10 protein-coding genes are annotated in these 12,738 nt (G+C 65.1%); 5 read left to right on the forward strand and 5 right to left on the reverse strand.

The window, feature by feature from the left end; all coding sequences use genetic code 11:
• Positions 1–23 precede the first annotated feature (23 nt).
• Positions 24–1,691 (reverse strand): outer membrane protein assembly factor BamB family protein, encoded by a 1,668-nt coding sequence (locus NGM29_RS11320; protein WP_254156286.1) that lies wholly within the window; start codon positions 1,689–1,691, stop codon positions 24–26.
• A 357-nt stretch (positions 1,692–2,048) separates the two neighbouring features.
• Between NGM29_RS11320 and NGM29_RS11325 the strand changes: the two genes are divergently transcribed.
• The gene (locus tag NGM29_RS11325) at positions 2,049–3,665 is read left to right on the forward strand and encodes a replication factor C large subunit (RefSeq protein WP_254156287.1); all 1,617 of its coding nucleotides are present in this window, start codon (positions 2,049–2,051) and stop codon (positions 3,663–3,665) included.
• An 85-nt stretch (positions 3,666–3,750) separates the two neighbouring features.
• On the opposite strand, the gene NGM29_RS11330 is transcribed toward NGM29_RS11325, so the two are convergent.
• A complete protein-coding gene (locus NGM29_RS11330; RefSeq protein ID WP_254156289.1) occupies positions 3,751–5,097 on the reverse strand; it encodes an aminotransferase class I/II-fold pyridoxal phosphate-dependent enzyme in 1,347 nt (448 codons plus the stop codon).
• Positions 5,098–5,336: 239 nt separating this feature from the next.
• Here NGM29_RS11330 and NGM29_RS11335 point away from each other — a divergent pair, with 239 nt between their 5' ends.
• Together NGM29_RS11335 and trxA are read left to right on the forward strand one after the other, a co-directional pair.
• Positions 5,337–6,290: a hypothetical protein gene (locus NGM29_RS11335; RefSeq protein WP_254156291.1), complete on the forward strand. Its 954-nt coding sequence runs from the start codon at positions 5,337–5,339 to the stop codon at positions 6,288–6,290.
• A 63-nt stretch (positions 6,291–6,353) separates the two neighbouring features.
• Entirely contained in the window at positions 6,354–6,779 is a 426-nt protein-coding gene (gene trxA, locus NGM29_RS11340) for a thioredoxin (RefSeq protein WP_254156293.1), read from the forward strand.
• 51 nt (positions 6,780–6,830) lie between these two features.
• Here the strand turns inward: trxA and NGM29_RS11345 are convergent, their stop codons facing one another.
• A complete protein-coding gene (locus NGM29_RS11345; RefSeq protein ID WP_254156295.1) occupies positions 6,831–7,256 on the reverse strand; it encodes a universal stress protein in 426 nt (141 codons plus the stop codon).
• A 131-nt stretch (positions 7,257–7,387) separates the two neighbouring features.
• Here NGM29_RS11345 and NGM29_RS11350 point away from each other — a divergent pair, with 131 nt between their 5' ends.
• On the forward strand, positions 7,388–8,593 hold the full coding sequence (locus NGM29_RS11350) for an AI-2E family transporter (RefSeq protein ID WP_254156297.1): 1,206 nt from the start codon (positions 7,388–7,390) through the stop codon (positions 8,591–8,593).
• Between the two features lie 212 nt (positions 8,594–8,805).
• Complete coding sequence (locus tag NGM29_RS11355; protein WP_425499262.1) at positions 8,806–9,672, forward strand: cytochrome c oxidase subunit 3; 867 nt, start codon at positions 8,806–8,808, stop codon at positions 9,670–9,672.
• Between the two features lies 1 nt (position 9,673).
• Here NGM29_RS11355 and NGM29_RS11360 read toward each other — a convergent pair whose 3' ends face one another.
• The gene (locus tag NGM29_RS11360; RefSeq protein ID WP_254156299.1) at positions 9,674–10,408 is read right to left on the reverse strand and encodes a hypothetical protein; all 735 of its coding nucleotides are present in this window, start codon (positions 10,406–10,408) and stop codon (positions 9,674–9,676) included.
• A 3-nt stretch (positions 10,409–10,411) separates the two neighbouring features.
• Complete coding sequence (locus tag NGM29_RS11365; RefSeq protein ID WP_254160542.1) at positions 10,412–12,682, reverse strand: DUF6789 family protein; 2,271 nt, start codon at positions 12,680–12,682, stop codon at positions 10,412–10,414.
• Between the last annotated feature and the right edge of the window lie 56 nt (positions 12,683–12,738).

The raw sequence follows: 12,738 nt of genomic DNA on the forward strand, positions 1-12,738 counted from the left end.
TCCGTACGTCCCAGCGGACGGGACTACTGCTCCGAGTTGTTCGCGGGTAATCGACGGCGGAGCCACTCGAGGACGAGTCCCCCGCTAACGAGTCCGGTACCGACGGTGAACCCGGGTGTGCCGTCTTCCTCGTCGTTAGACGAGCCGTTCTCGATGTCCGTCTTTTGGTGGGTATCGTCGAATGCGGCGCCGTCGGTGTCGTCCTCGCGCGTCCCATCGTCGGTTTCGGTAGCGTTCGACGAATGGTCGGCGTCCGTAGTGTCGCTGTCGCCGCTTTCGTCCGACGCGACACCCTCGTTCGGCCTCGATTCGTGTTCATCGTCGGTGTCGCTCGCCTCGTCGCCGTCCATAGTGTCGACACCGGCCGCGTCGTCTTCGTCCCCGCCGAATTGGTCCGCGCCGACCTCCGTCGCTGGCTCGAGCGCGACGAGGCTCCCGTGCCCCGAGAGGTACACCGTTCCGTCACTGATCGCGTACGTGAGGTCGGGCCACCTCGCCTCGTGAGGGTCCTCGAGTCCGACGGCTGCTAACGGTAACGACCACTGCTCGAGGCCGGTCTCGATGTCGACTCCGAAGATGGCGGGGTCCCCGTCGGCAGGGTGGTACGGAACGACGACCGTGCGGCCACCGATTGACGGTCGTCCCCACGCGTCCATCGACCCGCCGACGGTCCAGCTGTGGTCGGTCTCGTAGTTGTACGCGTAGACGCCGTGTCGCTCGGCACTGACTCTGACGGTGTCAGTCGCCGCGAGTGGGAACCGCAACTCGACTCGCTCGAGGACCGCTCCGTCGTTGGCATCGAGGACCAGGCACACTTCTTCCTCCCCCTCGTCGCTGTCACCGTCGACGCCCTCGTCGTCACCGTCGTCGACGTCACTATCGCCGCCGTCGCCGAGCCACGCCACGTAGAGGCGGTCTTCAGTCGCCACGATTGAGGGAAGTCCCTCGCCTCTCGAGGGAGTCTCCTCCTGGACGACCCACACCGGCTCCCCCGACTCGGCGTCGAGCGCGACGAAACCGGCGTCGCCAACGGCGGCATACACGAGATCGTTCGCGACGGCGACTGGAATCGAAACGAACGACGCAACGTCGGCATCCTGTCGCTCGAGGTCGACCCCACTCCGTCGCCACTGGGGACTCCCGTCGTCGGCGTCGAGCGAGCGAAGAGCGCCGTCGACAACCACGTAGATCGATCCGTCGACGACGGTCGGACTTGGGATCTTGCCGTTCGTTCGGAACGACATCGACCAGATGGTATCGCCGCTGTCGGCATCGAGCGCCGTCACTCGGTCGCCAGCGACGTAGACGGTGTCGTCGACGACGGCAGGGGTTCCGTCGGCGCCGACGTCCTCTCGTACCCACTGGATGGACCCATCGCTGGCGGAGAGGGCGTGGACACCAGCCCCCGTCCGGAGGTAGACCGTACCATCGGCGACGACGACGTCGCCATCCTGCTCGTATTCCCAGGCGACCGTCTCGGGCGCTGGAAATCGACTCGAGTCCGAGAGGGCGGCGGTGTTTCCAGGGGTGCCGTGGTAGGACGTCCAGTGATCGGCGTCCGCAGACGTCACCGCCATCGGGACCGTCGACTTCGCATGGGCCCCGCCGCTCGTTTTAGCCGCACCGAGGAAACTGCCGATGACGAGCGAGGCACCGAGAGCCATCACGGTCCGCCTGGGCCAGAGGGACATAGTACCCTCGGCACCACCGGACCTCTTGCTTATTCTGCGTGTAAGTTCAGTTTCGGCGATGAAACGATGGTAATCGCTCCCTAGAGCACTCGAGAGACTGTTTCCTGTACCGTCCAGGCGTTCGTCCGAGATTCGGAGCGTTCGCCGGTCGAGGTGCCGTAACGTGCGGTTTCGAGCGGACGAGAACTCGGTTCGACAGTCGCACCACCTGCAAATATCGCCATCCGTCCGAACGAGCGTCGCCTCGAGTCTCGAGTGCCGTGGGTAGAGAGAAGGTGACGTCTCGCCTCGGCTGGAGACGGTCGTCGAGGGTGACGCTCCGCAACCACTAAACGCGACTCGTCCCTACCCTCGACAATGAGCGACTGGACGGAAACGTACCGCCCGACGACGCTGTCGGAGGTACGGGGAAACGACAAGGCCCGCAACAAACTCGAGGAGTGGGCGAAGACGTGGGACGAGCACCGAAAGCCCGTCATCGTCCACGGCAGTCCGGGTATCGGGAAGACCTCGGCCGCCCACGCGCTGGCCAACGACATAGGCTGGCCGGTGATGGAACTCAACGCCAGCGACGACCGCCAGGCCGACGTCATCAAGCGCGTCGCCGGCGAGGCCTCGAAGAGCGGCACGCTGACCGGCGGCAGCGGCGGTCGCCGCCTCGTCATCCTCGACGAGGCTGACAACTTCCACGGCAACGCCGACTACGGCGGTTCTCGAGAGGTCACGCGGGTAGTTAAGTCGGCCAGCCAGCCGATCGTCCTCGTGGCAAACGAGTTCTACGACATGAGCAACTCGCTGCGAAACTACTGTCAGACCATCGAGTTCCGCGACGTCTCGGCGCGCTCGATCGTCCCCGTCCTCCGGGACATCTGTCGACGCGAGGGCATCGAGTTCGAGGACGACGCCCTCCGCAAGATCGCCGACGCGACGAGCGGCGACCTTCGGTCCGCGGTCAACGACCTGCAGGCGGTCGCGGAGGGGAGCGAGCGTCTGACAGTCGACGACGTCGTGACCGGCGAGCGCGACAGCACGGAAGGCATCTTTGACTTCCTCGACGCGCTCATCAAGGAGAAGGACGCCCACGGCGCCCTGTTGGCTGCCTACGACACCGACGAGACGCCCGACGACCTGTTGAACTGGGTCGAGGACAACGTCCCGAAGGACTACTCGGGTGGCGAACTCGCCGACGCCTACGAGTTCATGAGCAACGCCGACCGCTGGCTGGGCCGGGTGCGCTCGACCCAGGACTACTCGTACTGGCGCTACGCGACCGACAACATCGCCGCCGGCGTCGCCGCCTCGAGGCGCGAGCCCAAAGGCGGGTGGACCCGGTACGGCCCGCCGAGTTACTGGTCGAAGCTCGGACGGACCCGCGGCACCCGGGACCGGCGCGACGCCATCGCCCAGCGGATCGCCGACCGGGAGGGCGCGAGCATCGGCACCGTCCGCCGGGAGATCATGCCGTTCCTCTCGAGCATGACCCACCTCTGTCGAAATCGGGAGTTGACCGTCGCGATGGCGGCCGCCTACGACCTCGACGAGAAGGAGGTTTCGTTTATTACCGGGAGCGGCGCCGACACCAACAAGGTCGAGTCGATCGTCGAGGACGCCGCCGAACGCCAGGCCGAGGAGACGGTCTCGCACTCCGGATCCGCGTTTTTCGGTAGCGCGGACGCCGAGGACTCGAGCGACCTGGACGCCATGAGTGGGGAGGACGCCAGGAGCGACGACGGTTCGAGTGACGAGGTGGACTCGAGCGACGAATCTACGGATTCGGCGAACGCGTCGCTTCTCGACGTGGGGTCCTCGGCTTCGGACGCCGACGACGAGGCGACTTCGAGGAAGGGCACGAGTGGCGACTCGAGCGCAGCGGCCGACGATGGTGCGTCGGATGCCGACGAGAGCGACGAGAGCGACGAGAACAAAGACGACGAAGACGACGATGGACAGTCGGGCCTATCAGACTTTTTCTAGCCGCTAAACCGCTCGGGTGTGCGGTTCTCGAGGGATAGTGCGAGCCTCGAGGACGAAAGTGAACCTCGAGGACGATACGATTCGTCTACAGGAGGTCGAGGGCTTCGCCCGCGTCCTGGAACGCCTCGAGGCAGGCGACGAGATCATCGCGGGTATGGGCGGCCGTCGGGAGCGCGTAGACGTACCCCTCCCGAACTTCGTTCCTGGACGCGTGTCCTCCAGACCTCGTACGAACGGGGGCGGAAACGATCACGCCCCGGTCGCGAAGGTCGTTCGCCAGGGCTCGGGCCACGTCCCGCGTCTCGACGTAGACCGGTAGGATCTGTGAATCGCCGTCGACCTCGTAGCCCATCGTCAGCAGGCCGTCGCGGAGACGCGTGACGTTCTCCCAGAGGGATTCGCGGTGGTCGCCGTGTTTCGAGAGGTGGAGCGCCTCGCTCGCCGCCGCGGCCGCCATTGGGGTGAGACCCGTCGACTCGACGAATGGCGGCGCACGAGCGGCCAGCCACTCGATTAACGCGTCGTCGCCCGCGACGTAGCCGCCCTGGCTGGCGAGCGCCGTCGAGAGCGCCCCCATCTGGATGTCGACGCGGTCGGCGAGACCCTCGGCTTGGACGATCCCACCACCGCGGACGTAGAGGCCGGTCGCGTGACTCTCGTCGACCATGATCCAGGCGCCGACCGAGTCGGCGACGTCGCAGAGTTCCTCGAGTGGAGCGACCCACCCGTCCTGGCTGAAGACCGAATCGGTGACGACGAGCCAGGATTCGTCGCCAGTGTCTGCGTCGGCGTTGGCGTTGGCCTTGGTGTCGGCGTCGGCATCAGTGTCGTCGCCGGCGTTGGTGTCAACGTCGACATCGGCGTTGGCGTCGGTATTCGATCTGGCCTCAGCGATAGCACGCCGCTCGAGAGCATCGTCCACCGCCTCGCGGAGAGCGTCGGGATCGCAGTGGCCGTACGGAACGACCTCGGTCCCGGCGAGCCGACAGCCGTCGAACGCGCTGACGTGGGTGTACTCGTCGACGAAGACGACGTCGGGCTCGAGGGCGGTGATCGTCCCGACGTTCGCAGCGTAGCCCGAGGAGAACGCGAGCGCGCGATCCGTCTCGAAGGTTTCGGCGAGCAGTCGCTCGAGGTCGTGGTGGACCATCGTGTCGCCCGTCGTGAGTCGGCTTCCCCCGGATCCGGTCCCGACGGTGGCGGCGGCCTGTCGCGCGGCGTTCTGGACTCGCTGGTTCGCGGTCAACCCCAGGTAGTTGTTCGAGCCGAACACGAGCAATTCGTCGGCCTCGAGGACCGGAAGGCCGCCTCTCGGTGGTTCGGAAACGTAGCCGCGGGAATCGATTCGGTCGGCCGGCGCGAGCGAGCACCGCCGGTCGGCGTCGGCCTGAAACGTCAATTGCTCCTCGAGATCGAACCCACGGTCTGCCATCTGCCTGAACCGTGACGACCACCGGATTTTACTCTCACGATTCCCGATTTGGCCCGTCGAGTGCGCCAACCGCGTTGCGTACCTTGATTTCCCATCCGTTTTCGCATCTCGTGTATCGATACGTATACTTCAGAAATCGACCGCTGACGTTCGAAACGAGGATCGAATATCACACTTCAGTGACTGTTAATATTCCAAAGTTTAATGCCGATTGATAATCTATTCGGACAGAAGAGCACATGACCGATAGTACGACCGATGAAAAATCGAGGGAGGGGGATTTCGATATCGGTCCGAGCATGGACGAGCTCTTCGGGGAAATCGAAGACGACTCGGCCGACGAGGAGCCGGTTGACCCCGACGAGACGGCCCACGGTGACGGCGTCGAAGACGTGACTGCCGCCGACCTCTTCAGTCAGCTTCGCGACGAGGCCGCCGCCGACCCCGGGATGGACGAGGTTCTCGAGGACGAGAGCCCCGAGGAGATCATCGCGAGCGCCGACGAGGACGACGAGCCGGATCACGACGTCGACGACGAGCTGGTCGACGAGGGCGCGCTCGACGACCTGTTGCTCACCGGTCGGACGCGATCCGACGAGTTCCTCTGGATCGACAGCGGTGACGACTCGTCTTCCGTGGACGACGGCGATTCGGGAGCGACGGAAACGGAATCGATCCAGGGAACAGATGGGGCCGAGGACGATTCCGAGTCCGTGTCCGAACCTGAATCCGAGTTGGAATCTGGATCCGAGCCCGAACCTGAAACTGAATCCGGGTTCGTGGTCGAGGACGAGGGTGAGGGCGAGGGCGCGGACATGGGCGAAGCCGATGTCGATGTCGACGATAACGTCGAACACGAGGACGATTCCGCCTCCGGATTCGAGGCAGAGTCCAAACCCGAAGCCGAGCGGGCCGAGTCAGTCGACGAACCGGACAGCGTCAGTGACGTTGGCGACGCCGACGACGATGACGAGAGCGCTCCCGAACCAGACACCACCCCTCGAGCCGGGCGCGTCGACTACTCCCTCGAGTCGACCGCGTCAGACGAGGAGTCGACATCAGGCGAGGAGTCCGCACTCGTCGTCTCTGACGCCGAATCGACGGAAACGGACCTCGTTCCGACGGACGACGGAGACGAGGACGAGGACTCGAGCGGCTTCCTGGGCTGGCTCCGTTCGAAACTTCCGTTCTGACGGACGCTTCGAGCAGCTCGAGCACAGCGAAATCGTTTTTGACGCGGCGAACGAGCGAGACGTATGAGCACCGACGACGAGACGAATCCGGAAGGAGACGACGAACTCGAGCGCATACGCGAACGCAAGATCGAGGAACTGAAGGCGAAAGCCGAACAGGACCACCAGCACGCATCGAGTCCGGACCAGCCGATCGCCGTCGAGAGCCAGTCGCACTTCGAGCAGGTGCTACAGGAACACGGTCGCGTGCTCGTCGACTTCTACGCCGACTGGTGTGGTCCCTGTCAGATGCTCGCGCCCGTCCTCGACCGACTCGCCGCCGAAACGTCGGGAACGATCGCGAAAGTTGACACCGAGGCGCTCCCGGGGGTCGCCCAGCAGTACGGCGTCCGCGGGCTCCCGACGTTGATCCTCTTCGAGAACGGCCAGCCCGCCAAACAGCTGGTGGGGATGCAGGAGGAATCGACGTTGCGCGGGCTGCTCGAGTAGCTCTGGTCGGGTTCAAGGACTCCCGCTCCAGGCGGACGGCAGACTCGGCGACTATCGAACGACCGTCACCGGAACGTTCGCTCGCTTGACGACGATTTCGGCCGTACTCCCCATCTGTAGACCGGCCGCGCCACCGCGTCCGCGGCTGCCCATGACGATCTGGTCGGCGTCCGCGTCCTCGGCGTGGGCCACGATCGACTGGGCTGGCGACCCGACAGCGGTGGCGGTCTCGATTGACGCGTCGCCACCCTCGAGCGACGCCTTCGCTTCGGCGAAGAGATCGGCGGCCTCCGACTCCTGGTCGGCGAGCCAGGCGTTAGTCAGGGGCGAAAGCTGTTCCTCGGTCGGGGTCACCTCGAACGGATCGATCGCGTGAAACAGGACGATCGAGGCGTCCGGAAACGTTTCGAGAGCGTACTCGAGGGCCGCCTGTGCGTGCGAGGATCCGTCGTGCGGGACGAGAATCGAGCGTGCCATACTGTTCGGTTCGACGGGCGGAACCGTAAAGCCACCACGGGGGTTCGGCGGTGGAGTCTCGCGTCCGATCAGTGAGCAGTCAGCGTTACCTGCCAGTGGAGTGAAATACTCGTCCGTCGTAGTATGAGACAATGGAACGCGATCGTGAGTTCGGCCGTCGGATCGCCGTCGGATCGATCGTCGCTGCCCTGTTTCTGTTGGTCGCCCACGTTGCTCTCTCGTTTCTCGGCGTTCTCGTCTTCGCGGTCTTCCTCTACTACGCCGTTCGCCCGATCTATCGAGCCCTCGACCGGTTCAACGTTCCGAGACGGCCACGGGCGATCCTCGCGCTCGTCCTGTTCGGCGTGCCGTTCCTCGTGCTCATCACCTACACGATCGCGATCATCGTCATCGAGACCCAGGCGTTGCTCGAGGCCTACAACGTGCAGGATCAGTTTCTCGACGAGGTGATTACGGACATCGACGTGACCGGCCTCGACCTCGACGAGATTCGACGCATCGTCACGGACCTCTCCTCGCAGGCATCCCTCGGCGTCGTGGTATTGAGCCTCGGAGGAACGGTGAGCCTCGTCAGCGGCGCAGTCGTCCAGTTGATCATCATGGTCACGCTGGTGTACTACATGCTCATCGACGGCCCGCGATTCGTCTCGTGGGCACTCGAGACCTACGACGAGTCGGGCGTCATGCGCGCTTACGCTCGCGCCGTGGACCCCGAACTCTCGATGACGCTCTTTGGCAACATCGTCAACGTGTTCGTCACGGCCATCGTCGGCGTCGTGACGTTCTACACGTACAATTTCTTTGCCCCCGCTGCGGTCGACGTTCCGTTTCCGGCGCTGATCGGCGCGCTGACCGGTATCGGGAGCCTCATCCCGGTCGTCGGCATCAAACTCGTTTACGTCCCCGTCATCGTCCTCCTCGCGGCGAACGCGTGGGCGGCCGGCGACCTCTCGCTCCTCGTGCCAGTTGGCGCACTGGCGGCCGTCAGCGCGGTCCTCGTCGACTTCATCCCCGACTTCTTCATTCGGGCCCACATCAGCGGCAAGCAAACCCACACGGGCATGCTCCTGGTCTCCTACATCGTCGGCCCTCTCGTCTTCGGCTTCTACGGACTGTTCCTCGCCCCAATTTTGCTGATCCTCGTGATCAACGCGGTCTATATCCTCCTTCCCTACGTCCTCACCGGCCAGCCGTCGGGGGTTCGACAGGCCCGGCTCACGGAGTACCGTGACGGACGGCCCGAGGTCTCGAGCGTTGAAGGAACCGAGGCACCTGGGGCCGAACGAACCGAGGCCGAACCAGCCGTCTCGAGCGAAGGGCCATCCGATCACCGATAACTACCCGGTCGATCGGTCAGGAGTCGAAACGCGAGACACTCACACGAACCGACTGGCTGCTAGCTACTTGGGCCTGGCTCGAGTGTATTCCCTATTGCTCGAATACGGCGTCGCTCGAGCACAACGAGCGCGGCGTCGCGCGAACCCAGCGAACGCGGCACCGTTCGAATCCAGCGAACACGACACCGCGTTCGAGCCAGCAGGTGATCCACATCACGTCGACACCGCCGCCACACGCTCGATCAGACCCCCCAAACACGCCAGACACCTCCGGTGACGGCGACGGGGACGATCATGCCCACCACCGAAGCGGCTGGCCCATCGTGAGCGCCGCAGGCGCAGCCGTGCTGTACGTCGGATTCGCGCTTCTCGCCCTGGCGTTCGGCGTCGAGACCGTCCCGGCTTTCCTCGGTTTCGCGGTCGCGCTTCTCGGCGGCGGACTCCTGCTAACCGGACTGTTCGGCTGGCTCCGACAGGCGTTCCTCCGTCACCAGGACCGTTCCGTAGCCGACCCGGAGGCGCGACGCACCTACGTCACGACGATGATCCTCTTTCTCGCGACCGACCTCGGCACCTTCGGTGCCGGCTTCATATACTACGTATTCGTCCGCGTCGGAACGTGGCCCCCCGCCGACCTCCCGCCGCTGCTCGGTTCCCTCGTCGCAATCAACACCGCGCTCCTGCTCGTCAGCAGCGTCACGTTCCACTTCGCCCACGACTTCCTCGAGCGCGGACGCGACCGGGCGTTCCTCGGCCTTCTCGGCCTGACCGTCCTCCTGGGCGTCGTCTTCCTCGCCGGCCAGGCCCTCGAGTACTACGAGTTCGTCGTCCACGAGGGGTTCTCGATCACCGACGGGGTGTTCGCCAGCGCGTTCTACGGGTTGACGGGGCTTCACGGTCTCCACGTCGCCCTCGGCGTGGTGTTGCTCTCGATCGTCCTCGTTCGCGGTGCGCGCGGCCAGTACGCCCCCGAGCGAGACACGTCCGTCGCGACCGTGGGGCTGTACTGGCACTTCGTCGACGCGGTCTGGCTCTTCCTCGTGGCCACGCTGTACGTCGGAGCGGTCGTTTCGGTCTGAGTCAGCGCTCGCGACGGTCCCAACGTCGCTCGTCGGCGTCTCGGCTCACCTCGCTATCGTTCCGACCGCGGTCGTCTTTGTCGTCTTCGCGATCTTCGCTGTCTTTGCGGCCTTCGCCGTCATCGCCGTCTTCACCGTCTCGGGACCGCCCGCCCTCCCGCAATCGTTCTCGAGCGGGCGACCACCGGAATTCCCACGGATAGTTCTCGACGCCGACGAGCGTGAACGCGCCGACGCCGACGAGCAACGAGATGAGCCCCAGCGGGAGCGCGACTGGATCGACGCCGAGACACCGACTCTCGGAGCGGAGGGTCGCGTACCGCGCTTCGCCAACCTCGCCGCCGCTGATCACGACGCCGCGGTTGAACGCCTTACGGTGGTCGAACGATCCCTCGACGGTTCCCTCCTGGTGGGGATCCTCGATCGCCTCGAGAACGGCGCGTCGTTCGGCCTCGGAGAGCGACTCGAACTCGAGCGTCTCGACGACTGGACCGACGTCCGAGAGTCGCTGCTCGGTTTCCTCGGGCGTCGATACGCCGATGACGGGATCCGCACAGCCCCCAATTGCGGGTTGCACGATCGACCAGCCGCCGAGGACAGTTCCCGCGATCCCCAGCGCGAGAAAGAGCGCGGCGAGAAACGGGAGCGCGTACGAGAAGAGTCGGGACTCATCGTCCCGTCCCCCTCCGTTTTCGGCGTTCGTTTCGCGCGGTCGTCGGTCGTCTCGAGCCGTCATCGATCAAACCTCCACGTCCCATCTGTACGAGGCGTAGTCGAGCGCGGCACCCAGGCCGACGCCGTAGGCCCAGTGGGCGAGTATCGAGAGGCCGACGTAGCCGACGAGGGCGAGCCCAGCCTGGTCGGTGTAAAACGCGAGCAGGAATCCCGAAGTGACGATGGTCGCGAACGAGAGACCGCGAGCGATGGGCGTCCGACCGGGGAGGTAGCGAGCGATGGTGAGGAACAACAGCGGCCAGACGGTCGACCCGGCCAGGACGAACAGCGCGTACCCGACGGACGCGCGCTCGGGGGCGCCGATCAGGCCCGCCAGTTCCGTGAACGCCTGGAGGTGAAAGACGCCGATGGCGACGCCCACGGCCAGCACGACGGTCATCAGGAGGGTCCCGACCAGTCCCGCGACGGCCCCGACGAACACGTTCTCGGTGACCGATCCCACCAGCGGACGGATTTGCCTCGAGATCGACGGACTCCCGATTGTGGGGTCGGTGGTCGACGCCGGCCTCGTGGTCGCCGGTTCGCTCGGTTCGATGCCGTACTCGTCCTCGAGGCGGCGCTCGAACCACTGCCACTCGCGGGTGAACTGCTCGGATTTCTTGAGGTCCCAGACGTCGGCGTCGTCGACCGGCGGGCCAGCCCAGTACGACCAGAGCATGTTGTAGAGCCACAGCAGGACGCTGATGCCGATCAGGTAGGCGCCGATCGTGGCAATTTGCTGGAGGGGGGCGTACGCCGGCGGGTAGTCGGCGTAGCGACGGGGCAGTTCGAGCACGCCGAGGATCACGAGGACGGTGAAGGTGGTCGTCGAACCGACCACGAGCAGGGCCGCCTGGAAACGGGCCAGCCGGCGGTCGAACAGCCGGCCGGTGATGATAGGGTACCAGTAGTAGCTCGCGGCGAACATCATGAACGGGATGATCCCCATCACGATCAGGTGGAAGTGGCCGACGACGTAGTAGGTCCCGTGGTAGGTGACGTTGATGGGAACCACGGCGAGGAAAATCCCCGTGACGCCGGCGATGACGAAGGTGAGGATGGAGGCGACACAGAGAATCATCGGCGCCGTCAGGCGGACGGTGCCGTCCCAGATGGTCGTCATCCAGTTGAACACCTTGATCGCGCTCGGGACGGCGATGGCGATGGTCGTGACCATGAACCCGGCGCGGAGGCGGGGATCCATCCCCGTGACGAACATGTGGTGGGCCCACACGCCGAAGCTGAGGACGCCGATGGCCAGCGTCGAGTAGACGACGAACTGGTAGCCAAAGAGCGTCCGTCCGCAGAACTTCGGCAAGATGAGGCTCATCAGCCCTGCCGCCGGGAGGAAGATAATGTACACCTCGGGGTGACCGAAGAACCAGAAGAGGTGCTGCCACAGCAACGGTCCGCCGCCCTCAATTGCGTAGAAGGTCGTCCCGACGTTCCGGTCGAGCAACAACAGGACGATGGCGCTCCCCAGGAGCGGGAACGCGAAGACGACGAGCGCACTGGTCGTGAGGATCGTCCACGAGAAGATGTCCAGGCGCGCCCAGGTGACGTCCGCAGCGCGTTCGTAGAAGATGGTGACGATGAAGTTAATCGCCGCGAGCGTCGTCGCGATGCCACTCAGGTGGAGCCCCAGGAGGAGGAGGTCGATCTGCGGATTCGCCGTCTGGACCGACAGCGGCACGTACAACGTCCACCCTACCCCGGGTTCGCTCAGCGCCCCGAAGAAGTCGACGAGCGCGTTCTCGCCGAACAGCAATCCGAGGAACTTCGCCGTTACCTCCGAGACGAGCCCCGCTCGAGCCAGCAGGAGGGCCGGCGGGAGCATCCAGAACCCGATGGCGTTGAGTCGGGGGAACGCCATGTCGTCGGCTCCCAGCAAGAGCGGCAGGAAGTAGTTCCCGATGCCGAAGAAGATGGGCGTCACGAAGAAGAAGAGCATCGTGATGCCGTGGGACGTGAACAGTTCGTTGTACGTCGGTTCGTTCCAGACCGAGGCAGCGGGGACGAGCAACTCCGTCCGCATCATCATCCCGTCGATGCCGCCCCAGATGCCGGCGAGGGTGCCGAACGCAATGTACAGCAGGCCGATCTCGCGATGGTTAGTGGTCGTCGTCCAGCGCTCGAGTCCGGCCCGAACGCTGGCGACGTCGACCGTCAGGTCGCGACTGACGTGGGTCCCGCCGTCCGGACGAGCGCCGTGTCGGGTCGCGCGGTGAGCGATGACGAGACAGCCGAGCAAAATCGCGACGAAGAGCCCGATACGCAGGAGGGCGGGATCGGGCATCACGGCAGGGACCTCCCGAGCGGTGCCACCCTCGCGACGGAACTCGAGCGGTCGCT

The sequence above is a fragment of the Natronosalvus rutilus genome (assembly GCF_024204665.1).
Lineage (GTDB): Archaea > Halobacteriota > Halobacteria > Halobacteriales > Natrialbaceae > Natronosalvus > Natronosalvus rutilus.

Excerpts from the sequence above, each read along its gene's own strand:
- NGM29_RS11320 (WP_254156286.1), bottom strand. The coding sequence starts at position 1,691 with ATGTCCCTCTGGCCCAGGCGGACCGTGATGGCTCTCGGTGCCTCGCTC.
- NGM29_RS11325 (WP_254156287.1), top strand. The coding sequence starts at position 2,049 with ATGAGCGACTGGACGGAAACGTACCGCCCGACGACGCTGTCGGAGGTA.
- NGM29_RS11330 (WP_254156289.1), bottom strand. The coding sequence starts at position 5,097 with ATGGCAGACCGTGGGTTCGATCTCGAGGAGCAATTGACGTTTCAGGCC.
- NGM29_RS11335 (WP_254156291.1), top strand. The coding sequence starts at position 5,337 with ATGACCGATAGTACGACCGATGAAAAATCGAGGGAGGGGGATTTCGAT.
- trxA (WP_254156293.1), top strand. The coding sequence starts at position 6,354 with ATGAGCACCGACGACGAGACGAATCCGGAAGGAGACGACGAACTCGAG.
- NGM29_RS11345 (WP_254156295.1), bottom strand. The coding sequence starts at position 7,256 with ATGGCACGCTCGATTCTCGTCCCGCACGACGGATCCTCGCACGCACAG.
- NGM29_RS11350 (WP_254156297.1), top strand. The coding sequence starts at position 7,388 with ATGGAACGCGATCGTGAGTTCGGCCGTCGGATCGCCGTCGGATCGATC.
- NGM29_RS11360 (WP_254156299.1), bottom strand. The coding sequence starts at position 10,408 with ATGACGGCTCGAGACGACCGACGACCGCGCGAAACGAACGCCGAAAAC.
- NGM29_RS11365 (WP_254160542.1), bottom strand. The coding sequence starts at position 12,682 with ATGCCCGATCCCGCCCTCCTGCGTATCGGGCTCTTCGTCGCGATTTTG.